The 25,335-nt window shown below is 60.1% G+C and carries 19 protein-coding genes and 2 pseudogenes; 7 read left to right on the forward strand and 14 right to left on the reverse strand.

Features of this window, described 5'->3' with window-relative positions:
• Window positions 1–27 precede the first annotated feature (27 nt).
• Together glyA and H5P29_RS30330 are read right to left on the reverse strand one after the other, a co-directional pair.
• Window positions 28–1,332 (reverse strand): serine hydroxymethyltransferase, encoded by a 1,305-nt coding sequence (gene glyA, locus H5P29_RS30325; RefSeq protein ID WP_154384347.1) that lies wholly within the window; start codon window positions 1,330–1,332, stop codon window positions 28–30.
• Window positions 1,333–1,372: 40 nt separating this feature from the next.
• On the reverse strand, window positions 1,373–4,066 hold the full coding sequence (locus tag H5P29_RS30330) for a phosphoenolpyruvate carboxylase (RefSeq protein ID WP_154384346.1): 2,694 nt from the start codon (window positions 4,064–4,066) through the stop codon (window positions 1,373–1,375).
• Between the two features lie 375 nt (window positions 4,067–4,441).
• Here H5P29_RS30330 and H5P29_RS30335 point away from each other — a divergent pair, with 375 nt between their 5' ends.
• Window positions 4,442–4,819, forward strand: a complete 378-nt coding sequence (locus tag H5P29_RS30335) for a hypothetical protein (RefSeq protein ID WP_169808393.1) — start codon at window positions 4,442–4,444, stop codon at window positions 4,817–4,819.
• Between the two features lie 163 nt (window positions 4,820–4,982).
• On the opposite strand, the gene H5P29_RS30340 is transcribed toward H5P29_RS30335, so the two are convergent.
• The 9 genes and pseudogenes from H5P29_RS30340 to H5P29_RS30380 all read right to left on the reverse strand — a co-directional run.
• Entirely contained in the window at window positions 4,983–5,615 is a 633-nt protein-coding gene (locus H5P29_RS30340) for a sarcosine oxidase subunit gamma (RefSeq protein WP_067967934.1), read from the reverse strand.
• The gene (locus H5P29_RS30345; protein ID WP_246670709.1) at window positions 5,608–8,670 is read right to left on the reverse strand and encodes a sarcosine oxidase subunit alpha family protein; all 3,063 of its coding nucleotides are present in this window, start codon (window positions 8,668–8,670) and stop codon (window positions 5,608–5,610) included. The genes H5P29_RS30340 and H5P29_RS30345 overlap by 8 nt, the downstream gene beginning before the upstream one ends.
• 2 nt (window positions 8,671–8,672) lie before the next feature.
• Complete coding sequence (locus tag H5P29_RS30350; RefSeq protein WP_067967931.1) at window positions 8,673–8,981, reverse strand: sarcosine oxidase subunit delta; 309 nt, start codon at window positions 8,979–8,981, stop codon at window positions 8,673–8,675.
• A gap of 16 nt (window positions 8,982–8,997) precedes the next feature.
• Window positions 8,998–10,251, reverse strand: coding sequence for a sarcosine oxidase subunit beta family protein (locus tag H5P29_RS30355; RefSeq protein WP_067967926.1), 1,254 nt, complete (start codon window positions 10,249–10,251; stop codon window positions 8,998–9,000).
• Between the two features lie 83 nt (window positions 10,252–10,334).
• Window positions 10,335–11,678, reverse strand: coding sequence for a type III glutamate--ammonia ligase (glnT, locus tag H5P29_RS30360; protein ID WP_067967923.1), 1,344 nt, complete (start codon window positions 11,676–11,678; stop codon window positions 10,335–10,337).
• A gap of 27 nt (window positions 11,679–11,705) precedes the next feature.
• Window positions 11,706–13,034 carry an FMN-binding glutamate synthase family protein gene (locus H5P29_RS30365; protein ID WP_067967920.1) on the reverse strand — a complete coding sequence of 443 codons (1,329 nt, stop codon included), beginning with the start codon at window positions 13,032–13,034 and terminating at the stop codon, window positions 11,706–11,708.
• 8 nt (window positions 13,035–13,042) lie between these two features.
• Entirely contained in the window at window positions 13,043–13,780 is a 738-nt protein-coding gene (locus H5P29_RS30370; protein WP_067967917.1) for a GXGXG domain-containing protein, read from the reverse strand.
• Between the two features lie 4 nt (window positions 13,781–13,784).
• Window positions 13,785–14,681: a glutamine amidotransferase family protein gene (locus H5P29_RS30375; protein ID WP_154384345.1), complete on the reverse strand. Its 897-nt coding sequence runs from the start codon at window positions 14,679–14,681 to the stop codon at window positions 13,785–13,787.
• Between the two features lie 345 nt (window positions 14,682–15,026).
• Window positions 15,027–15,163 (reverse strand): annotated as a pseudogene (locus H5P29_RS30380) (transposase); the annotation flags it as partial.
• A gap of 177 nt (window positions 15,164–15,340) precedes the next feature.
• Between H5P29_RS30380 and H5P29_RS30385 the strand changes: the two are divergent.
• The 4 genes from H5P29_RS30385 to H5P29_RS30400 all read left to right on the forward strand — a co-directional run bounded on the left by H5P29_RS30385 (window position 15,341) and on the right by H5P29_RS30400 (window position 21,473).
• Window positions 15,341–16,408, forward strand: a complete 1,068-nt coding sequence (locus H5P29_RS30385; protein WP_154384344.1) for an acyltransferase — start codon at window positions 15,341–15,343, stop codon at window positions 16,406–16,408.
• A 71-nt stretch (window positions 16,409–16,479) separates the two neighbouring features.
• Window positions 16,480–17,157 (forward strand): methyltransferase domain-containing protein, encoded by a 678-nt coding sequence (locus H5P29_RS30390; protein WP_154384343.1) that lies wholly within the window; start codon window positions 16,480–16,482, stop codon window positions 17,155–17,157.
• 14 nt (window positions 17,158–17,171) lie between these two features.
• A complete protein-coding gene (locus H5P29_RS30395; RefSeq protein ID WP_154384342.1) occupies window positions 17,172–17,996 on the forward strand; it encodes a methyltransferase domain-containing protein in 825 nt (274 codons plus the stop codon).
• 99 nt (window positions 17,997–18,095) lie between these two features.
• Window positions 18,096–21,473: a glycosyltransferase gene (locus H5P29_RS30400; protein ID WP_154384341.1), complete on the forward strand. Its 3,378-nt coding sequence runs from the start codon at window positions 18,096–18,098 to the stop codon at window positions 21,471–21,473.
• 304 nt (window positions 21,474–21,777) lie between these two features.
• On the opposite strand, the gene H5P29_RS30405 is transcribed toward H5P29_RS30400, so the two are convergent.
• Entirely contained in the window at window positions 21,778–22,602 is an 825-nt protein-coding gene (locus tag H5P29_RS30405; RefSeq protein WP_154384340.1) for a hypothetical protein, read from the reverse strand.
• A 71-nt stretch (window positions 22,603–22,673) separates the two neighbouring features.
• On the opposite strand from H5P29_RS30405, the pseudogene tnpB reads away from it, so the two are divergent.
• Together tnpB and H5P29_RS30415 are read left to right on the forward strand one after the other, a co-directional pair.
• A pseudogene (gene tnpB, locus H5P29_RS30410) lies at window positions 22,674–22,996 on the forward strand (IS66 family insertion sequence element accessory protein TnpB).
• 58 nt (window positions 22,997–23,054) lie between these two features.
• Entirely contained in the window at window positions 23,055–23,192 is a 138-nt protein-coding gene (locus H5P29_RS30415; RefSeq protein ID WP_154384339.1) for a hypothetical protein, read from the forward strand.
• Between the two features lie 174 nt (window positions 23,193–23,366).
• On the opposite strand, the gene H5P29_RS30420 is transcribed toward H5P29_RS30415, so the two are convergent.
• Window positions 23,367–24,185, reverse strand: a complete 819-nt coding sequence (locus tag H5P29_RS30420; RefSeq protein WP_185910435.1) for a rhamnan synthesis F family protein — start codon at window positions 24,183–24,185, stop codon at window positions 23,367–23,369.
• Window positions 24,186–24,478: 293 nt separating this feature from the next.
• Complete coding sequence (locus tag H5P29_RS30425) at window positions 24,479–25,219, reverse strand: XRE family transcriptional regulator (protein WP_154384337.1); 741 nt, start codon at window positions 25,217–25,219, stop codon at window positions 24,479–24,481.
• Window positions 25,220–25,335: the final 116 nt, after the last annotated feature.

Raw genomic sequence — 25,335 nt, forward strand, 5'->3', positions numbered from 1 at the left:
GGTGCGCCCGCTCTGCAGCGACAGATTTCAGTCGTAGATTCGGAATCGGCTGACCAAATCGTGCGTTTCCTCACGAACGGCAGCTTCGATCTTGGCGTTGCCTTCCTCGCCATTGGCCGCAAGCCCGTCGATGACGGCCATCGTCATGCGGCCGACCTGGCGGAACTCCTCATTGAGGAAGCCGCGCGTCGTGCATGCCGGTGTGCCCAGGCGAACGCCTGACGTGACCATCGGCCCCTGCGGATCGAACGGGATGCCGTTCTTGTTGCAGGTGATGTGGGCGCGACCCAGAGCAGCTTCCACCGCTTTGCCGGTGAGGTTCTTGCGCCTGAGATCGACGAGCATCAGATGCGTGTCGGTGCCACCGGAGACGATGTCGACGCCACCGTCCTGGAGCGTTTCGGCCAGCGCCTTGGCGTTCGAGACGACATTTGCGGCATAGACCTTGAAATCAGGCGTCAGCGCTTCGCCGAAGGCGACCGCCTTGGCAGCGATGACATGCATCAGCGGACCGCCCTGGAGACCCGGGAACACCGCCGAATTGATCTTCTTGCCGATCTCTTCGTCATTGGACAACACCATGCCGCCGCGCGGACCGCGCAGCGTCTTGTGCGTGGTCGTCGTCACGACATGGGCGTGTTCGAGCGGGTTGGGATGCACGCCACCGGCCACCAGGCCAGCGAAATGCGCCATGTCGACGAACAGCTTGGCGCCGACCTCGTCAGCGATCTCGCGGAATGCCTTGAAGTCGATGATGCGCGGATAGGCAGAACCGCCGGCGAGGATCACCTTGGGCTGATGCTTCTTAGCGAGGTCGCGGACCTCATCCATGTCGATGCGGTGGGTGTCGGTCTTGACGCCATAGGAGACGACATTGAACCACTTGCCCGACTGGTTGACCGGCGCGCCGTGGGTCAGGTGACCGCCCGCGGCGAGATTCAAACCGAGGAACGTATCGCCCGGCTGCATCAGCGCCATGAACACCGACTGGTTTGCCTGGCTGCCGGAGTTGGGCTGTACGTTGGCGAAGCTGCAGTTGAACATCGCCTTGGCGCGTTCGCGCGCCAGGTCCTCGACCTCGTCGACATACTGGCAGCCGCCATAATAGCGGCGGCCCGGATAGCCCTCGGCATATTTGTTGGTCAACACCGAGCCTTGTGCTTCGAGCACCGCCCTGGAGACGATGTTCTCCGAGGCGATAAGTTCGATCTCGTCGCGCTGGCGCTGAAGCTCGCGCCCCATCGCATCGCTGACAGCGGGGTCTGCCTGGGCGACGCCCGTGCGGAAGAAGTTGCGGGCACTGCCGATGCCGGGTCTTGTCGGGATATTCATGGGCTCCTCCTAGCGGCGCCTGAGACGCCTGAAATCTGGGTCATCCGGTCCAGCCGAGACCGGCGGAAATGCAATTGATGGAAAGCAGAAGCGCATTGACGGCCCGCTTCGGGTTGACGGTCGCGTCGTCCTGGGCGCGCACCTCGCGCAGCAGTTGCACCTGCAGCCGATGGATCGAGTCCATCTGCGGGCGGATGCGGTCGAAATGGCGCTTGAAGGCCGGAAAGCGCTCGGACAATTTCAGGCCGCCATTGACCTCGGAGATCATCCGCCTGGTCAGCGCATACTCAGCCGAGATCTTGGCGTAGATGCGCTCGCCGACCTCGCGGTCCTGGACCAGCCCGGCATAGAGCTTTCCGATGTCCATGTCGGATTGGTAGAGACCCTTGTCGACCTCGTCGATGACCAGCCTGAAGAAGCGCGAGCGCTCGAACATCTGCCTGAGCAGATCCAGGCCGGCATCGCCGCGGACATTGACGAACGAGTTCAGCGCACTGCCGATGCCGTACCAGTTGGTCAGCAGGTGACGGTTCTGGCTCCAGGCGAACACCCAAGGGATGGCACGCAGATCGGAGATGTCGCGGGCGCCGAAACGACGGGCCGGACGCGAGCCGATCTTGAGCAGCGCCAGCTCCTCGACCGGGCTCGCCTGATTGAAGTAATCGATGAAGCCCGGCTCGTTGATCAGCCCAGAATAGGACGCCTGGGACATACCGGTCAGCGCTTCCAGAGCTTCGCTGAACTCCGGAATGTCCTTGAGTTCGGCCTCGTTCTGCGACTTGACGCTGTGGGCGAAGACGCTCGCAGCAAGGATTTCGAGCTGATAGAGCCCGGTGCCGCGATTGGCGAACTTGGACGACACCACCTCGCCCTGCTCGGTGACGCGCATCGCGCCGCCAATGGTCCCCGCCGGCTGGGCGGCGATCGCCCTGCCCGTCGGCGCACCGCCACGGCTGACAGAACCGCCGCGGCCATGGAAGAAGCTGATCTTGACCTTGCGCTTGGTGCCAAGTGCCGTGATGCGCCGCTGCGCCTTGTTGAGCTCCCAGTTGGAAGCGAGGAACCCGCCGTCCTTGTTTGAGTCGGAATAGCCGAGCATCACTTCCTGGCGGTTGCCGAAGTCACGAACCGACCGGCGAACGATCGAGACGCCGAACAGCTGATCGAGAATGTCTGGCGCGGCACGCAGATCGGCGATGGTTTCGAACAGCGGAACGACACGCAGTGCGATGGTTCCGCTGCCATCCATGGCCGTCGCCAAGCCGGAATATTGTGCAAGCAGATAGACGGCGAGCAGATCGTCGCTCGACCGGGTCATCGACAGGATGAAGGCACCGACAGCGCCACCATTCAAGCCGGCCGAAGCCTTGCGGATGACGTCGAACAGATCGAGCAGCTCCTGCGCTTCCTCCGACAGCGCCAGCCTGTCAACCTCCAGCTGCTCGCCGGAGTTGAGCGCCGCCCTGATACGCTGCGTCCATTGCGGCGTGTCGGGTGCAGGTGCCGCGGCCGGGTCGGCGAGCTTGAACAGCTCTGCCAGCACACGGTTCACCACCGTCGAATTCTGGCGGATGTCGAGCGAAACGGTACGGAAGCCGAAAGTCTCCACCTGCTGGCGCAGCGGTCGGACGAAGCGTCTGGCGATGAGCTTGCCGCCAAGCTGGGTCAGCACGTTTTCAAGCTCACGCAGGTCGGTCTTGAAGCCTTCCGATCGGGTATAAGGCTTGGCAGAGGCTGCGCCGCGCATTGCCTCCAGCCGGTCGAGCATGGCACCGGCGAACTGGCGCAGCGGCTCGTCGGGATTGCGCGCCACGATCTCCGAGGCATTGCCGGAGCGATGCAGCGCATGCCCAAGCGCCTTGATGAAGGTATCGGGAATGTCGACGACATTGGCGCTGATGCTGAGCACGGTGACCAGCTTGCGCACCTGGCCGATGTACCAGCCGACGATCGCCTGGCGGCACTCGTTGAGCGCATAGGCCGTGATCTTTGCCGTGACGTTCGGATTGCCGTCGCGGTCGCCACCGATCCACGAGGCGTACCGCATGAAGGACGGCACCTTGATATCGTATTCGGGATAGTGACGGGCCAGCGCCTCTTCGACGCTGTCATAGAGCTTGGGCGTCGCTTCGAAGATCACTTCGCGGAAGAAGTGCAGGCCCCAGGCGATCTCGCGCTCGACCGACGGGCGCTCGAGCCGCAGCTCGCCCGACATCCACAACAGCTCGATCTCACTCTTGAGATCGTCGATCAGCTGTTCGCGTTCACGCGGCGCCCAACGTTGCTGCTCGAGCTCGGTCAGCTTGCGGTAGATGCGGCGGTGGATTTCGAGAACCGTGACGCGCTTGGCCTCGGTCGGATGCGCCGTCATCGTCGGGCCGACGCAGAGCTCTTCGAGGGTAGTCTGGATCTGCTCGGCCGGGTAGCCGCCGGCTGCTATTTCGCCCATCACATTGGCAAAAGAGCCGATGACCTCGTCGGCCCCGCCCATCTGTTCGAGTTCGCGACGCGAGCGCATCGCCAGAAGTTCATTGGCGATGGCAACAAGCTGGAACCAGATGCCGGTGGCCTGCAGCGCGGCAATGCGTTGCCCGCTTTCGAGCGCATCAAGGCTCACGCGGCCGGTAAGAACCTCCGCCATATCGGGCTCGCGTTCGCTGACGACTGAAAGCAGCACCCTGAACAGCAGGCTGCGCACGTCTTCGCGAAAGCTGAGTGGTCTGCTCTCCTCCAAGCGACACCCATTCATCTCGAGTTGTTTCCCCGTGCCGTTTCGTTGAGCCGGCTGTCGGGAAAGATGCAGTTTTCCTAACTGACAGCAGACAGTTTTTGTGCCGGCTTGAAAACGCCCCGGACGGGTAGATTTCCCATTCGTTCGGGTGGTGCCGAAACTGGCCGAACGATGATCTCCAAGCCCAGATTGGACTATCGCCGCAAGCACACGATCAGGATGTTGGCGTGGATTGGTCCAGCGCGTTTTGCAGTGGACGCGATTTAACTCATGTGCAAATATGTTGCATATAAGGCAAGTACGGGAGTGCGTGAAAGTGAGGTCCACTACCCTGATCCGCATCGCCGCAGCACGATCCAAACGAGATTGAAGAGGAACATGCACATGCAGAAAGTGCTGCCGGAACTGTATGAAGGCCACGCGCCCATCACCCTCCACAACGCGTTCCATGACGCGCTCGAAGCGCTTGAGGAATGGAAGGAAGGCAATGAAGAGCCTCTCGTAGCCGTCGACGGCTACAACGTCCCCATCAGCCACATCTTCGCGCGCATGAGCGCGTGCACCGACCTGTTGCCGCTGCGCACCCGCGACGTGCTCGAAACCATCGTCGACAAGGGTTCGTTCCGCGCTTCGGGAGGCTCGCTTTATGCCGATGGCGCCAAGCTGGTGATGCCGATCTGCGTCGAGCGGCTGACACTGTCGCTGCTGCGTCCGACAGCCTCGTTGATCGAGCTGCGCAAGGCCTGCGAGGCCTGATCCAATCCTCTCCGAACGACCTTTTGCCGCGAACGCTCCAGCGTTTGCGGCAACATCATTTTTCGCGACTGAGTTACAGCCTGCCCTCGCGAACCAGCGAGCCAAGCGAAAAAAGCCCCGCTCGCTGGAACAGGGCTTTGTATCTCCTGGAACGTTTGGCGCGTCAGGCCGCCCGGGCGCTCGCCGCCTCGACGCCATATTCCAGCGACGAGTCCACGATGGTGTGCCACAGGCTGTCGGCAAAGCTGGTGAACACCAGCATGTTGTAGACAGGATGCCCGTCAGCGCCATTTGCGTCGCGCCACAAGTTGACTGCCGTGTGGTCGACCGACGTGTTCGCCGCAGCGCCGACCGGAAAGGCCAGGTCATGCAGATCGAGCGACGAGAATTTGGCGATGGCGTCGCGGCCACGTGGGCCTGAAACCCGGATCAAGCAGCGGCCATCCGACTGGTCGGACAAAGATGCTGATCCGGCAAAGACCTGCACCATGGCCGCAAGCTGCGACGCCTCGTCGGTCCGGGGCGCAATGACCGTGAACTGATCGGGGCCCGACCAGATCAGCGTCGCCGTCTTGCCGGTGACAGCCTTGGGCGTAGCCGGCGCCTCGATGCCGAACAGCTTCTTGGCGGCTTTGGCCGTCTCTGCTGCCTTGCCGCGCCGGGCCATGACCTGCACCAGCACGATATCGCGCACTTCATTGAGCGTCACGCCGGCATGTGCGCCGGCGGCGCCATGGCGGCCGGGAACAAGCGCCTTCTGCAACGGCGATTGGGTGTTCCAGAGATAATCAACCACGCTGGCGCGCTCCTTCTGGATCGTAGAAGACTGGGTTGCAGATTTCGGCTTCGTAGTCTTCGCTGCGCAACGGGTCGTGGATGCGCACGACTTCGCCGAAACGCTCGCGGCCGCGTTCGACCAGGCCAAGGCCGATCCACTGTTCCAGCATCGGCGAATAGCAGACCGAGGTGACGTAGCCCTGGTCGGTTTCCGGACCGGGGATCGCGCCCTTGGGAACGACATGGGCGCCGGAGCGCAGGCGACGCTTCTGGTCGAGCGGCTTGATGCCGACGACGACCTGGCGGTCAGGTGCCGTCAGTGCTTCGCGACCGGCCATGACGCGGCCGATGAAGTCCTTCTTCTTCGACATCATCTTGCCGAGGCCGAGATCGTCGGCGGTCGTGGTGCCGTTGAGCTCGGGGCCGGCGACGTGGCCCTTTTCGATGCGCATCACACCCAGGGCTTCGGTACCGTAGGGCGTGACGCCCAGGTCGCGGCCGGCGATCATCAGGTTCTGCGCCATGGCAGCGCCATAACGAGCCGGGACCGAAATTTCGAAGGCGATTTCACCTGAGAACGAGATGCGGAACAAGCGGGCAGTGACGCCGCCGCGCAGCTTGACCTCGCGGGCGCCCATGAAGGGGAAACCTTCGTTGGACATGTCCTCGGACGGATCGACAAGTTCCTGGAGCAGCTTGCGGGTGTTGGGCCCAGCAATCGAGAACTGCGCCCACTGGTCCGAAGCCGACGACAGTTGCACGTCGAGTTCAGGCCAGAGCACCTGGCGGCAAAATTCGAGATGCGCCATCACAGGGCCGGCCTTGGCCGTGGTCGTGGTCAGGAAGTAGTGGTCTTCGGCGATACGCGAGGTCGTGCCGTCGTCCATGACAATGCCGTCCTCGCGCAGCATCAGGCCGTAACGCGCCTTGCCCACGGCAAGCGACGAAAAGGCATTGATATAGACGCGGTCGAGGAAGGTGCCGGCGTCCGCACCGCGGACATCGACCTTGCCGAGGGTGGAGACGTCGCAGAAGCCGACGCCGTTGCGCACGGCCAGCACTTCGCGGGTCACCGACTCCAGCCAGTCCTTTTCGCCCGGCTGCGGATACCACTGCGCGCGCTTCCACAGGCCGGTGTCGACGAAAACCGCGCCCCGGGCAGCAGCCCAGTGATGCGACGGCGTCAGGCGCCAGGCATGGAAGTTTTCGTCACGATGATGGCCGGCGAGCGCGCCGATCGCCACCGGCGCATAGGGCGGACGGTAGATCGTCGTGCCGGTCTGCGGGATGGTGCGGCCGGTGGCTTCGGCCATGATGGCGAGGCCGGTGATGTTCGACGTCTTGCCCTGGTCGGTCGCCATGCCGAGCGTGGTATAGCGCTTGAGATGCTCGACGCTTTCGAAACCTTCGCGCTGCGCCAGCGTCACGTCCGACGCGGTGACGTCGTGCTGGAAGTCGACGAAGGCCTTGCCCTTGGCCTTGACCTGCCAGAGCGGCGAGATCGCATAGACTTCGTCGCCGGCTTCCGACGCCTCGCCGGCATTGCCGGATGCGCCGCATTCGGCGGCGGCGGCTGCACCTGCCGCATGACCATCACGCAGGCAGGCACCGAGCGAGAACTCGCCATTGGCGGCACCGGCAGTGGTCATGCCCTTCGGCGAATCGCCGGGAACGAAGGCGGCGATGTCGTCGCGCCAGACCGGCCGGCCACGATGGAAGCAGGACAGCCCGACATTCGGGTTCCAGCCGCCGGAGACGGCGAGGCAGTCGGCGTCGATCTGCTGCGTACGGCCATTGCCGTCGGTGACGACGACACCGCGCACGCCGTCGACGCCACCCTTGACGTCGGAGACACCGCCCGAAAGCACGCGCAGGTCAGAAAGCTCGGCAAGCGCCTGGTATTCCGCCGGCACCTTGCCGCGCGGATCGATCACGGCAGCGATGTCGCCGCCGGCCTGCTGGATTGCCTCGACCGTGCGCCAGCCGTCGTCATTGTTGGTGAACAGCGCCACCTTGCGACCCGGCATCGCCGCGAAACGGTGGACATAGGTGCGCACGGCGGATGCCATCATCACGCCCGGACGGTCGTTGCCCGGGAAAACGATCGGCCGCTCGATGGCGCCTGCCGTCACCACAGAACGCTTGGCGACGATGCGCCAGACACGCTGGCGGACCTGATGCGGACCCGGCACCGGAACATGGTCGTTGACACGCTCGAGCGCGGCATAGACGCCGCCATCGTAGACACCGAACAGCGCCGTGCGGACCATGATGCGGACATTCGGAAGGGCTGTGAGTTCGTCGGTCGTACGACGCACCCACTCCTCGGCATGCATGCCGTCGATCTCGCCACCGTCGCTGAGCAGACGACCGCCGAGACGGCTGTCTTCCTCGACGAGGATGACGCGCGACCCGGCGCGGCCAGCCGCCAGGGCAGCCGAAAGACCAGCGGCACCACCACCTATGACGAGCACGTCACAATGCGCCCAGGCCTTGTCGTAATGGTCTGGATCGGGCAACTCGGCGCTCTTGCCGAGACCAGCCGCACGGCGGATCAGCGGCTCGTAGACCTTCTCCCAGAACTTCGCCGGCCACATGAAGGTCTTGTAGTAGAAGCCGGCGACGAAGATCGGCGCGGCCAGCTGGTTGATCGACATGAAGTCGCGGCGCAGCGACGGCCAGCGGTTCTGGCTCTGGGCAACCAGCCCGTCATAGAGCTCCTGCGTGGTGGCGCGGGTGTTCGGCTCCTTGCGGGCGCCGCTGCGCATCTCGACCAGCGCGCTCGGCTCTTCGGAGCCTGCGGTGATGATGCCGCGCGGGCGATGATACTTGAACGAGCGTGCGACCAGCTTGACGCCGTTGGCGACCAGCGCCGAGGCCAGCGTGTCGCCGGCAAAGCCCGACATGACCTTGCCATCGAACGAAAACTGCAGCGGCTGCTGGCGGTCGATCAGGCCGCCGCTGCGCAGGCGATGCGACTGGCTGGCTGAAGCTGCCTGGCTGCGGGCGCTGGTCGGCGCGCCCTCGAGTGCGGCCGTCCTGCCGAGCGGTTCGGATCCGGAATAGCCCGACATCTTTATTCTCCTGCCTGCACCGGCTTGGCCGCGCCAACGCCTGGGGCTGCGGTCACCGATCTGAATTCATGCGTCACCGTGTTGCGCTCGGCGATCAGCCACGAGCGACAGCCACCACCGTGGTACCAGTACTCGCGCATGTAGCCGGCGACGTTGTCGCGCAGATAGACGTAGTCGTAGAAGGCGTCCTCGACGCCCTCGGGGCTTTCGCCGCTATCGACTGCGAAGTTGGGCCGCTTGGGCGAAGCGTCGCCGAGATAGGTGAACTCGCCGTTCTCGCGTTCGCCGCAGAAAGGACATGCAATACGCATTCCGCCAGTCTCGCTTTCAGTGCAGGTTGGGTTGGGCGCCCTGGCCCTTTTCATCGATCATCGCGCCGCGGCGGAACCGGTCGAGCCGGAAGCGTGCCGCTTCCGGATGCGGTTCGTCGCGCGCCAAGAGGTGGGCGAAGACGAGGCCCGAAGCCGGCGTCGCCTTGAAGCCGCCATAGCACCAGCCGGCGTTGAGGTAGAGGCCATCGATCGGCGTCTTGTCGATGATCGGCGTGCCGTCCATCGACATGTCCATGATGCCGCCCCACTGGCGCAGCATGCGGACGCGGCCGATCATCGGCATGACCGCCATGCCACCTTCGCAAACGTCTTCGATGACGGGCATGTTGCCGCGCTGGGCGTAGGAGTTGTAGCCGTCGAGGTCGCCGCCGAAGACAAGGCCGCCCTTGTCGGACTGGCTGATATAGAAGTGGCCGGCGCCGAAGGTGATGACACCTGGGATCAGCGGCTTGATCGCTTCGGAGACGAAGGCCTGCAGCACATGGCTTTCGATCGGCAGCTTCATGCCGGCCATCGCCGCCACGCGGGAGGTGTTGCCGGCGACCGCCATGCCGACCTTCCCGGCGCTGATCTTGCCGCGCGACGTCTCGACGCCGGTGATCTTGCCGTTGTGGTCGCGCACGAAGCCGGTGACTTCGCAGTTCTGGATGATGTCGACGCCGCGCTGGTCGGCGGCGCGGGCGTAGCCCCACACAACCGCGTCGTGGCGGGCGGTGCCGCCGCGTCGCTGCAGCAGGCCGCCCATGATCGGAAAGCGCGGGCTGTCATAATTGAGGAATGGCAGTTCCTTGCGGATCTGCACCGCGTCGAGCAGTTCGGCGTCGATGCCGTTGATCCGCATGGTGTTGCCGCGACGGGCAAAGGCGTCGCGCTGGGCATCGGAGTGGTAGAGGTTGATGATGCCGCGCTGGGAAACCATCGCGTTGTAATTGAGATCCTGCTCCATGCGCTCCCACAGCTTCATCGACATCTCGTAGAAGCCGGTATTGCCGGGAAGACCGTAGTTGGAGCGGATGATGGTCGTGTTTCGGCCGGCATTGCCGGAGCCGATCCAGCCCTTTTCCAGCACCGCAACGTTGCGGATGCCGTATTCGTTGGCGAGGAAATACGCCGTGGCCAAACCATGGCCGCCACCGCCGATGATGATCACGTCGTAGTGGCTCTTGGGCGCCGGATCGCGCCAGGCCCGGGTCCAGCCCTTGTGGCCCGACAATGCAGCCTTGGCGAGTGAGAAGATCGAATATTTCATCGCATGTGTTCCGGCGAAATGTGAGGTGTATCCGAGGCCCGCGCCCGGCCTTCAAGACCGGGCGCGATACCTGTTTGGGTGCCTCAGACGTCCAGCGTGTGGTCGCGTTCCCACTGGGTGAAGTGCGACGCGTAGGAGTTCCACTCCTGGTGCTTGAGCTTGATGTAGGCGGCGGAGAACTCCTCGCCCATCGCAGCCTTCAGCTCGCTGTCTTCGTCATAGGCGCGCAGTGCGTCGAGCAGGTTGAGCGGCAGCTTGGCACCGTGCGTGACGGTGTGGCCCTCGCGGTACATGTCGACATCGCTGCGCGGGCCGGGATCGGCCTTGGTGCGAATGCCGCTGAGGCCGGCGGCGATAATGATCGCCTGCATCAGGTACGGATTGGCCGCGCCGTCGGGCAGACGCAGTTCGAAGCGGCCAGGGCCGGGCACACGCACCATGTGGGTGCGGTTGTTGCCGGTCCAGGTCACCGTGTTCGGCGCCCAGGTGGCACCGGAGACGGTGCGCGGTGCGTTGATGCGCTTGTAGGAGTTGACGGTCGGGTTGCAGATCGCGGCGAGCGCCGAAGCATGCTTCATGATGCCGCCGAGGAAGTAGCGGCCCTTCTCCGACAGACCCAGTTCCATGTTCTTGTCGGCGAAGGCATTGGACTTGCCGGCAAGATCCCACACCGAGATGTGGGCGTGACAGCCCGAGCCGGTCAGACCCTGGAACGGCTTCGGCATGAAGGTTGCCCGCAGGCCGTGCTTTTCGGCGATCGAGCGAACCATGAACTTGAAGAAGGAGTGCTTGTCGGCGGTCTGCAGGACGTCGTCATACTCCCAGTTCATCTCGAACTGGCCGTTCGCGTCCTCATGGTCGTTCTGGTAGGGCTTCCAGCCGAGGTCGAGCATGGCGTCGCAAATTTCGGCGATGACGTCGAAGCGGCGCATCACGGCCTGCTGGTCGTAGCAGGATTTTGCAGCCGTGTCGTACTCGTCGGCGATCTGGTTGCCGTCCGGCGTCGTCAGGAAGAATTCCGGCTCGACGCCGGTCTTGACGCGCATGCCTTCCTTGGCGGCTTCGGCGACAAGGCGCTTCAGCGTGTTGCGCGGTGCCTGGGCGACACCCTTGCCTTCCATCAGGCAGTCCGATGCGAGCCAGGCCACTTCCGGCCGCCAGGGCAGCTGGATGACCGAGAGCGGATCCGGCACGGCCAGCATGTCGGGGTGCGCCGGCGTGAGGTCCAGCCAAGTCGCGAAGCCGGCAAAGCCGGCTCCGTCCTTCTGCATGTCCGAAATGGCCTGGGCCGGTACCAGCTTGGCGCGCTGGCCGCCGAACAGGTCCGTATACGAGACCATGAAGTATCTGATGTTGCGAGCCCTTGCGAACTCTTTGAGATCGGTCACCTCTGACTGATCGATTTTGGCTTCGAAGGCCGTACCCATGAATTGCTCCTCCCAATCCTTGTGGTTTTAAAAGGGACCCTTACCAGGTACCCAGCTTGTCCCCGCAAGCGGCACGCCAGCCATGGCGGCAGCTTCGATCGAAAGAGCGCAGAGATCTTCAGGCTCGAGATTGTGCAGGTGATTTTTGCCGCAGGCACGGGCGATCGTCTGTGCCTCAAGCGTCATGACCTTCAGATAATTCGCCAGACGGCGACCAGCCGCGATCGGATCGACGCGCTTCATCAGCTCGACGTCCTGCGTGGTGATGCCGGCCGGGTCCTTGCCCTCGTGCCAATCGTCGTAGGCACCGGCGGTGGTGCCAAGCTTCTGGTATTCATCCTCCCAACGCGGGTCGTTGTCGCCGAGTGCGATAAGTGCCGCGGTACCGACCGATACTGCATCGGCACCGAGCGCCAGCGCTTTGGCCACATCCGCACCATTGCGTATGCCACCGGAGACGATGAGCTGAACCTTGCGGTGCATGCCGAGATCCTGCAGCGCCTTCACTGCCGGTCGGATGCAGGCAAGCGTCGGCTGGCCGACATGCTCGATGAACACTTCCTGGGTTGCTGCCGTGCCGCCCTGCATGCCGTCGAGCACGACGACGTCGGCACCGGCCTTCACGGCAAGGGCCGTGTCATAATAGGGGCGCGCGCCACCGACCTTGACGTAGATCGGCTTTTCCCAGTCGGTGATCTCACGGATTTCGAGGATCTTGATCTCGAGATCGTCCGGACCGGTCCAGTCGGGGTGGCGGCAGGCCGAGCGCTGGTCGATGCCCTTGGGCAGCGTGCGCATCTCGGCGACGCGGTCGGAAATCTTCTGACCCAGGAGCATGCCGCCGCCGCCTGGCTTTGCGCCCTGGCCGACAACGATTTCGATTGCGTCGGCGCGACGCAGGTCACGCGGGTTCATGCCGTAACGCGACGGCAGGTATTGGTAGACGAGCTGCTTGGAGTGGCCGCGCTCTTCCTCGGTCATGCCGCCGTCGCCGGTGGTGGTCGAGGTGCCGGAGAGCGTTGCGCCGCGACCAAGGGCTTCCTTGGCCGGCCCCGACAGCGAGCCGAAGCTCATGCCGGCAACCGTGATCGGGATCTTCAGCTCGATCGGCTTCTTGGCGAAACGCGTGCCCAGAACGACCGTGGTGTCGCACTTTTCACGGTAGCCTTCGAGCGGATAGCGCGAGATCGAGGCGCCGAGGAACAGAAGGTCGTCGAAATGCGGGACCTTGCGCTTGGCGCCGGAGCCGCGGATGTCATAGATGCCCGTCGCTGCGGCGCGACGGATTTCGGACATCGCGTATTCATCGAACGTGGCCGACTTGCGTGGCGTCGTCGGAGGATTGTGATAGCTCATAGTGTTCCTCAGTAAGCGTCGGCGTTGTCGATGTTGAAGTTGTAGAGCGTGCGCGCAGAACCGTAGCGCGAGAACTCTTCCGGCTTGACGTCGGTGATGCCGGCGCGATCAAGCAGGTCCTTCAGGATGGCAATGTGCTCGGGGCGCATTTCCTTCTTGATGCAGTCGGCGCCGAGGCTCTTCACCGAGCCGCGCACGAACAGGCGGGCTTCGTAGATCGAGTCGCCCAGTGCATCGCCGGCATCGCCGAGAACGACGAGGTTGCCCGATTGCGCCATGAAGGCCGACATGTGGCCGATGTTGCCACGGACGACGATGTTGATGCCCTTCATCGAGATGCCGCAGCGCGACGACGCGTTGCCTTCGATGACGAGCAGGCCGCCGCGGCCGGTGGCGCCGGCGTACTGGCTGGCGTCGCCCTTCACGATGATCGTGCCCGACATCATGTTTTCACCGACGCCGGGGCCGGCCGAACCATGCACGGTGATCGTGCTGTTCTGGTTCATGCCGCCGCAATAATAGCCAACGGAACCCTGCACATCGATCGAGATCGCGTGTTCGGCGCCGACGGCAACGGCGTGGCTGCCCTTGGGGTTGAGAACCTCCCAGTTCGATTCACCGGCGGCATCCTTCACATTGTGAAGAGCCTGGTTGAACTCGCGCAAAGTGATCTTGGACAGATCGAAGGTCTTCGGCGCGTAGTTGGCCTGGTGCAGAGGCGCGGTCGCAAGATTTGTTGAATGCATAATCTCAGTGCTCCCAGAAATAGACGGTGGACGGCTCGGGCTCCCAGACCTTGGCGTCTTCGATGCCTGGCAGATTGGCGAGGGCGCGATACTCGGAGCCGAAGGCGACGTACTGGTCGGTTTCGGCCATGACGGCGGGCTTGCAGGAGATCGGGTCGCGGACGACGCCGAAGCCGTTCTTGGTGCCGACGACGAAGGTGAAGAAGCCGTCGAGGTCATTCAGGCTGCTTTCCAGCGCCTCACCGAGGTTCTGGCCGTGCGCGATCTTCGAGGACAGATAGGCTGCGGCAACTTCGGTGTCGTTTTCCGTCTCGAAGCGCATGCCGTCGCGGATCAGTTCGCGGCGCAGGTTGTTGTGGTTCGACAGCGAGCCGTTGTGCACCAGGCACTGGTCGGGGCCGGTCGAGAAGGGGTGCGCGCCGAGCGTGGTGACGGCGGATTCGGTGGCCATGCGGGTATGGCCGATGCCGTGGCTGCCGCTCATCTTGGTGACGTCGAAGCGCTTCACGACTTCGACCGGCAGGCCGACTTCCTTGTAGATTTCGATCGCTTCGCCGGCGCCCATGACACGGACGCTGGGGCGCAGTTCGGCAAGTGCTGCACGGGCTTCGGCGACCTTTTCGGTCGGCACGTCGAGCACGGCATGGGTCGACTTGATCGTCGACGAAACCTTGGCGCCGATCTTCTTGCCGAGCTCGGCGTCCAGACCCTTGAAGTCCACGTCCGGATTGGCCGACTGGATGGTGACCTTGGCATGACCTTTTGTGCCGCCGCCGTAGATGGCGATGCCCGCGCTATCGGGGCCACGATCGGTCATGGTTACGAGCATTTCGGACAGCAATGCGCCCAATTGGGGCTCCAGCGACTTGTCCTTCAAAAACAGTCCTACAATTCCGCACATCCCGGTTTCCTCACCTGATTGGCTGCCTGTGACAAAAGCTAGCAGGTTCCGGAAACGAATTCAACTGACATGAATTTTTTATTCCTGTAGAAAAACAAAGGGGCGAATGAAAATTCGCATTGCGGCCACGCTGGACCACCCAGCGCAACCCTCCACGGCCGGGCGTCAACCCACGTCCGGACAACACATCCCGCTGCGCAGGTGAAGTCAAACTGGCCAAGTCCTGTCGCCGTTGGTCGACAACCCTTCACCGATCCAACGATTGCCTCATCCAAGTTCCGCTGAAGTCGCGCGTTAAGTCCCGACACTCCCTTAGTCGAGAGCGCCCCATCGCTGGGTAGCCTCGAAGCGCCGTCTGGAATGGACCATGCATCCAATATGGGTTGCCCCTCCCAGCGCGCGCCAGCGGAATTGCCATCACTCATCACTATGCCGCGATAATCGCCCAGGAAGGTCTGCGGATGTATCTCGCTGCGACCCGGCGGAGCGCACGCTGAAAGATGCGGCGCATTGTTTTTCTCTTAGTTTTCGGCGACTAGTGAGGTTGTCGGTGTCGCGGGGGGGGGGGGGGGCGGTAGGCCAGAGGTGGCCTTATGATCGAACAAACCAGTTCGGAATAGGCTATTTGCGAAACCCGGTGTGCTTGAAAATTGGCGACCATGTCTGAAAATAACCAAAAAAGAAGTGACTCAATCGATTTCTTGCGATGTATAGCGGTCCTTTTTGTACTAATATTCCACTACACTTCTAGATTTCCTTCAGAATACATGGGTTACGACCAAAGCATCCCCTGGCCCTGGCATGGAGTGTACGGAGTATTTTTATTTTTTGTGGTAAGCGGGTATTGTATTATGATGACGGCCGAAAGGTCGAATTCCAGACGCCAGTTTTTGGTTCGCCGATTCACTCGCCTTCAACCAGCATTCGTGGCTTCCGTTATAATAACGGCCAGTGTTGTGGGTGTTCTGGGACTCCCCGGTCGCGAAGTCTCGAACCTGGCAGCATTTCAGAATATGTTATGGTTACCTCTTGTCGACCCGAAGATCGGCCTAGTCGACGGCGCTTACTGGTCGATATTGGTGGAGGTGAAATTCTACATAGTCTTCGCCATGCTATATTTCATAAGGCCGAACTTGGGTCTTTGGATGTTCATAGCCTTTACGGCATTAGGGGCAATAATACATTTCACCGGCTACGGATCGACATTGGAAACACCCGTTACCCCCTTTAGGGGCATTTCAGGCTCATATCTTTTCTTCCCCTTCAGCCTATTCTTTTTAGTAGGCATGGCAGCTCGAAGCGCTGGCTATGCAAAACAGATCGCCATTGTGAGCGCCTGCATCGTCACGATGTATTTCGTCTGGGGCTGGAGTTCGTTTTTCGCGTGGGCTGCTGCTGTCTCCGTTATTGGAGTCGTTGGAGTGCAGTGTCATCGCGTCCGAATATGGAGACCAATCGTTTATGTCGGCATAATTAGCTACCCCCTCTACTTACTTCACCAGAATGTCGGTGTGGCAATGATCCGCGAGATGAACTCCTGGGGCATAACCTCTCCCTATCTTCGAATAGCTCTTGCTACCCTCGCTGTGACGTCTCTAGCGGCAGTAGTTTCGTGGGCGGTAGAACATCGTTTCCGCCACGCCATCGAGCGTGGCATCAAAACGACATCAGAGCAATTCTTGAAAATTGTCCGACTACCAACTCTGCCGCAAACACCCCCTAACTGACCAGTCGGCATTGTCCATGCTGCGGCGTTGCGGTAGCTTCCACCCGATTATGTCGACACGTCGGAGCACAAATGCCTTCGAAGAATACTGCAGGAGGCCGGAAGGCTTACGACCTTTGCAAAGGTCTAGGAATTGAGATCGGCGCCTTGCACGACCCGTTCGAATTGGACGCTACGGTACTATATCTCGACAGACTCAGTACCGCCGAATTGCACAGAACCTACAATGGCGACGCACGAGAGCCGCTCATCAAGCCAGTAACGCTGGTTGCGAAGACAGTGCCCTACACGTTCATAGCTGATGGCGCGCTCGATTTCGTTGTAAGCAGCCACTGCTTCGAGCACTTCGCGAACCCCGGCCTTGCCCTAGAAGACTGGATCCGAATTTTGAAACCGGGAGGCGTTATTTACGCCATCATCCCAAACAAGGAGAAAACCTACGATAGGCCGCGGGAGGCAGCTAGTGTCGATACACTCATATCAGCATACGAAAGCCGCGCCCCCGAAGCGCCGCTGGAGCAATACCGCGACTTTTTCGACAACAAGGAACTCGTCGGTAGCGAGAAACGCCTGCCATACGAGTCGATCTTGCGCCGTTTCAACGAGCAGGAAAGTATCCACGTCTATGCATGGACGCCGGAAAGCACGAAGTCGTTTCTAACTGCCATGCAAACGAAGCTCCCATTTGAGTTTATATGGTTCGACTTCGAAGGCATTAATATACATTTCGGGTTGAGAAAAATTTCTTAGCCACAGGGGCTAATATGACCAATAACCGCAAGCAAATCCTCAGAGGGTTGGTCAACGCTGCCGGGCGCGGCTTGGAAATCGGACCTAGCCATAACCCTATCATGCCAAAATCCGAAGGGTTCAATGTCGAGATTGTAGATCACGCCGACAAGCAAGCCTTGATCAAGAAGTACGAAAACGATCCAAGCGTCAACACCGCCACCATCGAAGATGTCGACTATGTGTCAGATGGACGCCCACTTACAGAACTGATCGGAACTCGTAATAGCTACGATTACATCATCGCAAGTCACGTTATTGAACACACACCCGACATGTTGATGTTTTTAAAGGACTGCGAGGCATTACTCGCGCCCGACGGACTTATTGTTATCGCTGTTCCCGACAAGCGATTTTGTTTCGATGTGTTCAGGCCTATTTCAACAGTTGGCGCTGTGCTCCAGGCACATCTGGAACGGAGGACGCGCCCTCAACCCGGCACAATCTTTGACCACGTCGCATACAATGCAAAACGAGGTGGGGCCCCGGGATGGTCGGAGAGCGACCGCCATGAACTACGAATAACACACGACATTCACAAAGCGATCGTGATGTATGACATGTGCGCCGGCGACCCCAATCGCTACATGGACGCGCATGTATGGTGTTACGTGCCTTCCAGCTTCCGTCTCATCGTAGAAGATCTACGGGAGTTAGGGCACCTGTCCCTCGGGATTTCGGAGTTAATCACTCCCGGAGGCTTTGAGTTTTTCGTCGCCCTGTCGACTCGGCCTAATGAAACTCGGATTAGTCGCTCGCAAACGCTGGTAATGATTCAGGACGAATTGCGGAACGTTTAGCGGGATCATTTTTGTTGGAGATCGCTGACGGTCTGGGCTATAGGCCGCCGACTGACGCACCAAACGAGTGCTCGACCTTGACTTGCAGCATCTAGGAGCATGGGCAAATTGGGAAAAGCATTGATTAGAGGCCTGTTTCGAAAGTATCAGTACCAGAAACAGCGCCTACTTGTGCGAAATAGTGGGTATTTCGATCCCCAATGGTACCTCGATCAGTACGCGGATGTAAGGCTGTCCGGCGCCGATCCACTTCGCCATTTCGTGAAAACTGGTTGGCGCGAAGGCCGCAGCCCCGGGCCCAAGTTTATCACCACCGCATATCTCGAACGCCATCCTGACCTGCCGAACGGCGTCAACCCGCTCGTTCACTTCCTGCAGCAGCCCCAGGTCACGCATTCTCCTACGAGTTATGAAGATCAATCCCATGATCTCGATTATCCATCGGACAGATCCATTCTGTGGGTTTTGAATTCGACCGATTTGCAGACCCAACGTTACCGCGCACATAACATTATGCCAGCGCTAAGGTCGTTGGGATGGAACTCGCGAATTGTCCGGCAAGAAAGTTTAGCCCCGGACGACATCGCCGCCGCCGACTATATTGTCCTTTGCCGGGTTTCCTTGGCCTCTACTTTGGCCCAGATGATCCAAACTAACCGAAAAAAGGACAGCTGCGTCATCGCTGATATTGACGATATGGTTTTTGACACGGCGCGCATGGATCAACTCTGGCCATACAGGCACCGCTCTGAGAAGGAGCGCGCCAGCATGCGATCCGGATTCGAAGGGTATCGTCGCTGCATTGAGTTAGCGGACGTTGTGACCGCGTCAACTTGGCCCTTGCGGCAAGAACTGGAGACCTTGGGCAAGCGCGCGTTTGTCGTCCCCAATAGTTTACCGCATTCGTTGACTCCGGTCATCCGATCTATCGATGACTTCAAAGACGACAACCTGAGTATTTGCTACCTCTCGGGCACCGCCACGCACGAAGATGATTTCGCTCAATGTTCCTCAGCCATAAGGCGGCTACTCGAAAAACACCCGACCTTACAGATCCACATCGTTGGACATCTGGAAGCAACGTCGCTTCCTTCAGAGAGGGTCCATCGGCACCCACTGAAAACATATGACGCGATGTTGGAGTTCCTTTCCAGTTGCGACATCGCGATAGCGCCCCTCGAAATCAATGATTTCACGTCTTGTAAGAGTGAACTAAAGATATTCGAAGCCGCACTTGTCGGCGTTCCTGTTGTCGCGTCGCCGAGTCTCTCCTACAGCTCGTGCATCCAAAACGCAAAAACAGGTTTCTTGGCCGCGACCGAGGATGACTGGTTCGATCGCCTAGATGCATTGATAGGTTCCAAGCATCTCCGGCATGACATCGTGTCGCGCGCGCAGCGGGAAATGATACCACGGTTCCAGGCGAGCCATTCAGCTCGCCTGCTAGATCGTGTCCTTCGCAACCCGCGGCCGATGGCTGTCCAGTCCCATCCCTCACTACCGAAGGTGAGTGTGATCGCCGTGCTCTACCAAAAAGAGCGTGAAGTTAGGTATTTTCTCGAGGGTCTTCGCCAGCAAAGGTATCGTGGCGAGATTGAGGTGATTCTCGTCAATGATCGATCGCCTGGCAACGATGTCGATGTCGTGCGCGACTGGACGCATTGGAACCAATTCTCCACGTCTCAAGCCGCGCATCTGAACATCAGAATCATTGAGAACGAATCCAACCGTGGCAATTGCGCGTCGAGAAACGTGGGTTGGGAAGCGAGCAGTGGCGACATCGTTTTCTTTACAGATGCGGACTGCGTGTTCGACCATCAATTGATTGACGCCCACGTCGAGGCGTTGACCAATGGCTTTGACATCGCGATAGGGCATCGCGGCATAGAGACCGAAAACGATCCTCCTGCTACCCTTCTGGAAATCGTGGAAGCGGACCCCAAGGAGGGCGCGAAGAAATCGCGCATTCAGGATCCTTTTTCACCTTCCAGCTTCGTCAATTGTGTAACTCGCAACCTTTCCATCAGACGAGAATTTCTGAATTCGTTTCCTGATAAGCCTTTTGACGAGCTATTTGGGTACTCAAGCGATCCTGCCAGCGGATTCGGATGGGAAGACGTCGAGTTCGGTTGCCGGGCATTCGAAGCTGGAGCCAAGATTCGATTCTTGGCCGAAACCTTTGCAGTCCACGTCTCACATCCTGTTAGCGAGCACGCCGCCGATAAGGCGGTTCGTTCAATGCGCAATTTCCGCCGACTACATACAAAGCATCCAGAGTTGGTGCAAATTGAACGGCATTGGTCTAAGCAAACCTACCACGCTATTTCAGCGTGGGTGGGTCCGGCAGTGCCGCCGATAGCCGTTGATGACAGTGAGTGGCTTGCCAACCACACTGCCGACGCCGTTGCTTCCCCAGCAATTAAGAAGACGCTACCGTTACGGGTACTTACATATCGGTGGCATTGCCCACATCAGTTCGAATTGTACAAACTGGGGCATGGGTTTGATTTGGCAACCCACGCGGGAACCATGATGTGCAACGATTGGGACTGGCGGCACCGACCGATGCCCGACAACTCCAGATTCGTCCACTCATCGTCCATCAATCCCAAGGATTACGATCTCGCAATTCTGCATTTTGACGAAAACGTGCTCAAACCCGAGCGCTGTAACGGGTTCGTTCCGACGGACTGGGGCAACAATTTCCGTTGGCTTTTGGATCAGCGAGACATACCGGCGATAGCGGTCTGCCACGGCACTCCGCAGTTCGTCGGCCAGTACGATGGAACCTACGCTGGAAATGATCTCGAAAGCGTTTTTGAAGATTCTCGGCAGCAATTGGTAGACGCATTGAGCGACGCCGTGGTCGTCTGCAATAGCCACCAAGCTAAACGTGAATGGCGGTTCAAGAATTCCACCGTCATCTGGCACGGGCTTTCGCCGAGCGACTTCCCGCCCGGTGAGAACAACCAAGGCATATTGACCATGGCTGAGCGCGCCATGAAGGCCCGCCCGCACTATAACGGCTACTTCATCTATCAGAAAGTCCGCGAGGCACTGGCCGAAGAAGCCGCTTTTGCGGAAATTTCGGTCCCGAACCCAGGGAACAAGGTATCAGCCGGCAACAGTTGGGCGACGCAAAAGTACCATAACTACGTTCGCGCTCTGGCCAACTACACGACTTACTTCAACCCCACGCGGCGTTCGCCAATGCCCAGGACGCGAGCTGAAGCGATGATGGCAGGCTTAGTTTCCGTTAGCTACACGAGCCATGACGTGGACATGTTCATCAAGAACGGCATCAACGGCTTTCACTCTCGCGATCCTGAAGAACTGGCTGAATTCATGCGCTTCATCGGACGATCGACGTCGGCAGATGAGCTACGCCGTCAGTCTGTTAGAACCGCCAGAGACGAATTTAACATTGACCGCTATCTTTCGTCTTGGCAGCAGTTGATTCACAGCGTGACAAGGTGAGGTCCCGTGGCTCTGGGGAATGATATGGACGGCTATTCGGTAACCGACATAGCGGAAGGTAACATACGACAGGCCGCAGATTTTGATCTATCGGTGCTTGCTGCAAGTATTCCGATCCAAACGCCGAAATTGCGCTTCTGGCTCAACGGTATTCCTCGTTTCAGTTTGCCAGCACGACCGAGGGTGGCCTCTTCCTTATTGGATGGAAGAGGAGGGTTCATATGACGTCTATTCGCTAATCAAGACTGGGAAGCCAGTTCTTTTGAACCACGCCGTCGACTGAGAAGGCATCGCTAGGTCCCCGCTAAATCTTGCCGGCCGCGATCAGGAGCGCGTCGACCGCTGGCGCCGACAGCCCGAGCTCGATCGACAGCGCCCACAAGTAAGGGTGATCGCGTAAGATGTAGTTCGCCTTCCGCCACCAGATGCGCACGGGCTCATAAGGGTACGCGTCGATCAGCGCGTTTACCTGACCTAGCAACACGCCGTCGTCATACTGGTATAGCGCGATTTCAGCTTGAGCCGGCGACACCCGTTCTGGGACCAATTCCACCGGCCCAGGAAGGCCGTAGACGGCTAGAACATCAGAAAGCTCTTCTTCCGTCGCGATGCGCGTTAGGCCAGCGCCTTCTGGTGGCGTCTCGACATATGCACCGTGAGCGCTGTTCCGGCACCACCTTTCGCGCGTGGTCGTGAGCCACGATGCTCGGAGCCTTTGAGGGCTTCGACACATGACGATTTCAGAGCTTGCGCTTAAGTCCAGGAACGAGGAGCCGGTTCGACGGCTTGAGATATTCACGCGTTCTGGACGGCGGCGCGAATGGTTGGCGGAGGAGAAGGCGCGGATCGTGGCGGAAAGCTTCGATGCCGGCGAGACCGCGAGCGCGGTGGTCGGCGATATGCGTTGTCCTCGCAGCAGCTGTTCGCCTGGCGCCGGTCCGCGCGGGTGCCGTTGGCGAATGCGCCGGCACCAGAGCCATTGTTTGTTCCAGCAGTAGTCGCGGCACCGGAGCCCGAACCGGCGGGGAAGCGCGCGAGATAGACACGGAAGCGGAAGGCCGCGCGAGAAGCCGGCGTGATCGAGCTGGTGATTGACGGCGTCGCCATGCGGGTCGGTCGTGGCGCCCACGCCAAGACGGCGGCGGTGATCCGTGCGCTGAAGGCGCGGTCGTGATCGGGCCGACGGGTGCGGTCAAGGTGATGGTCGCGACGAAGCCGGTGGACTTCCGCAAGGGGGCCGAGAGCCTGGCGGCGCTGGTGCGCGAGACGATGGGCGCCGATCCGTTCTCTGGCGCGGTCTACGTCTTCAGAGCCAAGCGCGCCGGGGTCAAGCTGGTGTACTTTGACGGGACCGGCGTGTGCTTGCTGCGAAGCGTCTGGAGGACGGGAAATTCTGTTGGCCTGCCATCACCGATGGCGTGGTGAGGTTGTCGGCGGCGCAGTTGCAGGCGCTCCTGGAAGGGTTGGATTGGCGGCGCGTGCATGACGCCCGCGAGACGCGCGCGCCGGTCGCGGCAAGTTGATTCCCTGGGCGGCCAGAGACGCAGGCAAAGCATTGGAATGCATGATTGAATCGGCCTTGTGAGCAACCCGGCCGAGCCTCAAACCAACGATCCGATCGCGCTTCAGGCGATGCGCGCGGCGGAGCGCGTCGAGAACGAGCGGCTGCGCCAGATCATCAAGGAACTGCAGCGCGCCGCACCAACCGCAGTGCACTGAGCGCATCGCCGACCGCTGGCCGAACCGCGATCTCGACCAGCTCCTGCCCTGGCATCATTACGCCAACTGAACGGCTACGGCTGGGCGCTTACATCCCACACAGTGCCGAAACTTCTTCAAGGCCCGCAGGATATGAGGCAAATTAAACGCGACACGCTTCTAGGGCGAATGCCCTTATTTCGGCATTCGACCTCTTAGCCAGAGCCGCACAGACCGCTCCAAGGTCCTGCCCGTAACACGCAAAGCCCCCCCTGTGCCGCTGAGTGAGAACTGCAGACTCTTATTCGGTACTGCATCTCCATCTAAATCCTCTACTGTTGCTACGCGCATGCCGAGCAAGAGTGCTCCAAAGGTCATCGCTCGTTCCAAGGCATGAGCAAGGGTGCCATCCACTTGTCCCGCCTCGTCGGGAAAGTCGTTGCCTGTGAAACCGAGATTGAAGATGGGATCCAATGCAATGGCACGAGCGGCGAACATCGTACCGGCGAAGAAGCCAGCATCAGTAACTTGGTCGTCTGAAATGCCAAGGCTTTTTGCCAGCTTGCCTACGTCTTCACTATTTCCGCCTATATAGTCTCGGATGTAGACGAATTGTTTTTCGGGGCCAACCACCGCTAATGAGCGATCATTCATGAACGCCGCTTGCATGCGCAAAAGCGCTTCCCGGGCAAGCAATGCACCAATCATCTCCCGTCGCCACGATTCTCCATCCCTAAGATGAGGCGACCGCTTCGTGTGAACCTTTATAACGAGGTCAAACCCCTCACTCTTAACGGATGGATAAATATCCAGAAATGGCAGCACATCCCGCCCGCGGTTTTCAGTGACCCTAACCACGTAATCACCCTGGAACGCGGTAAGAGCATTTAAAACCGTCGCCTCTTTCTCAAGGGGCGTCGTAATAAACAGCTTCAATAGGTCGACAGATTCATTTACAATATTCAGTATCTCACTGAATTCCTCAGGATAATACGCATGGATTATCAATGCCAATTTTGAGTTTTCAGATAGCATCTAACACCGATTGATCTTGCTGGCGTGAACCTAATTTATTCAGGTACAACTCAACTCCTGAACCGCTGACGCCGCCGAAGACGATCAAAAAGACCATCACGCCAATATCTCATCAGGGAACCCCTGGCCCTCATCCCTGGCCGCAAAGACGAAGGCATCGAAGATGATCGATCAGTCCCCAGTGGGGGCCGATTAACCTTCGGCACGGCCCACAGCCGCACAATTCCAGTCGACTCGTGTGGTGACGGCGAGTTCTCTTAATCTCGCCGCCCTTAGTCGCCGCCGCGACCGCGTGGATAAGAAATAATCGACAGATATTTGATCGGCAGATGCGTCAGTTCTTCCGGGCCGTGCGGCGCGTCAGCATCGAAGAACAGGCTGTCGCCCGGCGTCATGCGGTAGAGATTGTTGCTGTGGCGGTAAACGACCTCGCCTTCCAGCATGTAGAGGAACTCCATGCCGTCATGCTGGAAGGTCGGGAAGACGTCTGAATCTTCCGACAAGGTGATGAGATAGGGCTCGACCGTCACGCCCGATGTGTCGGAACCGATATGGCCGAGCAGCGTGTACTGGTGACCGGCGCGCGTACCGCGGCGTTCGACGTCGACGCCCTCGCCCGATTTGACGAACACGGCGTTGCGCTCCTCCTCGAAGCGGCGGAAGAAGGCCGTTACCGGCACGCCTAGCGCTCGCGACAATGCCTGCAGCGTTGTCAGTGACGGCGAGGTGATGCCGTTTTCGATCTTCGACAGCATGCCGAGGGAAATGTCGGTGGCCGAGGCAAGGTCGGCGACGGTGATGCCGAGCTTCTTGCGGAAGGCCCGCACCTCGTGGCCGATCGCCACTTCAAGCACTTTTTCGCGCGTGTCGCGGACGGCGTGCGGATCCTGGTGCAGCGGCGGCGAGACGTGAGACAGCGCGGACTTTGCGGCACCAGCTGAAACCGCAGCCGACATGGCCTTGCCATTCTTCTTCGAATGCCCGTTCTTTTCCGCTGCCTTGTCCTTGCTCATATGCCGCCGCCTGTCTCTGCTCGCTGAATCTATTTCACCGAGAGTAAACATTTTCGGCGGCGCGTTCAACAGATTCTGACAAACGCAGCAATGCGGTCAACAGGCCAGCGACTGGC

It is taken from the genome of Aminobacter sp. MDW-2, assembly GCF_014250155.1.
GTDB classification, from domain to species: domain Bacteria; phylum Pseudomonadota; class Alphaproteobacteria; order Rhizobiales; family Rhizobiaceae; genus Aminobacter; species Aminobacter ciceronei.

What these genes read in the sequence shown, in the direction of transcription:
- glyA (WP_154384347.1), bottom strand. Translation starts at nt 1,332, where the DNA reads ATGAATATCCCGACAAGACCCGGCATCGGCAGTGCCCGCAACTTCTTC.
- H5P29_RS30335 (WP_169808393.1), top strand. Translation starts at nt 4,442, where the DNA reads ATGCACATGCAGAAAGTGCTGCCGGAACTGTATGAAGGCCACGCGCCC.
- H5P29_RS30345 (WP_246670709.1), bottom strand. Translation starts at nt 8,670, where the DNA reads ATGTCGGGCTATTCCGGATCCGAACCGCTCGGCAGGACGGCCGCACTC.
- H5P29_RS30350 (WP_067967931.1), bottom strand. Translation starts at nt 8,981, where the DNA reads ATGCGTATTGCATGTCCTTTCTGCGGCGAACGCGAGAACGGCGAGTTC.
- H5P29_RS30355 (WP_067967926.1), bottom strand. Translation starts at nt 10,251, where the DNA reads ATGAAATATTCGATCTTCTCACTCGCCAAGGCTGCATTGTCGGGCCAC.
- glnT (WP_067967923.1), bottom strand. Translation starts at nt 11,678, where the DNA reads ATGGGTACGGCCTTCGAAGCCAAAATCGATCAGTCAGAGGTGACCGAT.
- H5P29_RS30365 (WP_067967920.1), bottom strand. Translation starts at nt 13,034, where the DNA reads ATGAGCTATCACAATCCTCCGACGACGCCACGCAAGTCGGCCACGTTC.
- H5P29_RS30370 (WP_067967917.1), bottom strand. Translation starts at nt 13,780, where the DNA reads ATGCATTCAACAAATCTTGCGACCGCGCCTCTGCACCAGGCCAACTAC.
- H5P29_RS30375 (WP_154384345.1), bottom strand. Translation starts at nt 14,681, where the DNA reads ATGTGCGGAATTGTAGGACTGTTTTTGAAGGACAAGTCGCTGGAGCCC.
- H5P29_RS30385 (WP_154384344.1), top strand. Translation starts at nt 15,341, where the DNA reads ATGTCTGAAAATAACCAAAAAAGAAGTGACTCAATCGATTTCTTGCGA.
- H5P29_RS30390 (WP_154384343.1), top strand. Translation starts at nt 16,480, where the DNA reads ATGCCTTCGAAGAATACTGCAGGAGGCCGGAAGGCTTACGACCTTTGC.
- H5P29_RS30395 (WP_154384342.1), top strand. Translation starts at nt 17,172, where the DNA reads ATGACCAATAACCGCAAGCAAATCCTCAGAGGGTTGGTCAACGCTGCC.
- H5P29_RS30400 (WP_154384341.1), top strand. Translation starts at nt 18,096, where the DNA reads ATGGGCAAATTGGGAAAAGCATTGATTAGAGGCCTGTTTCGAAAGTAT.
- H5P29_RS30425 (WP_154384337.1), bottom strand. Translation starts at nt 25,219, where the DNA reads ATGAGCAAGGACAAGGCAGCGGAAAAGAACGGGCATTCGAAGAAGAAT.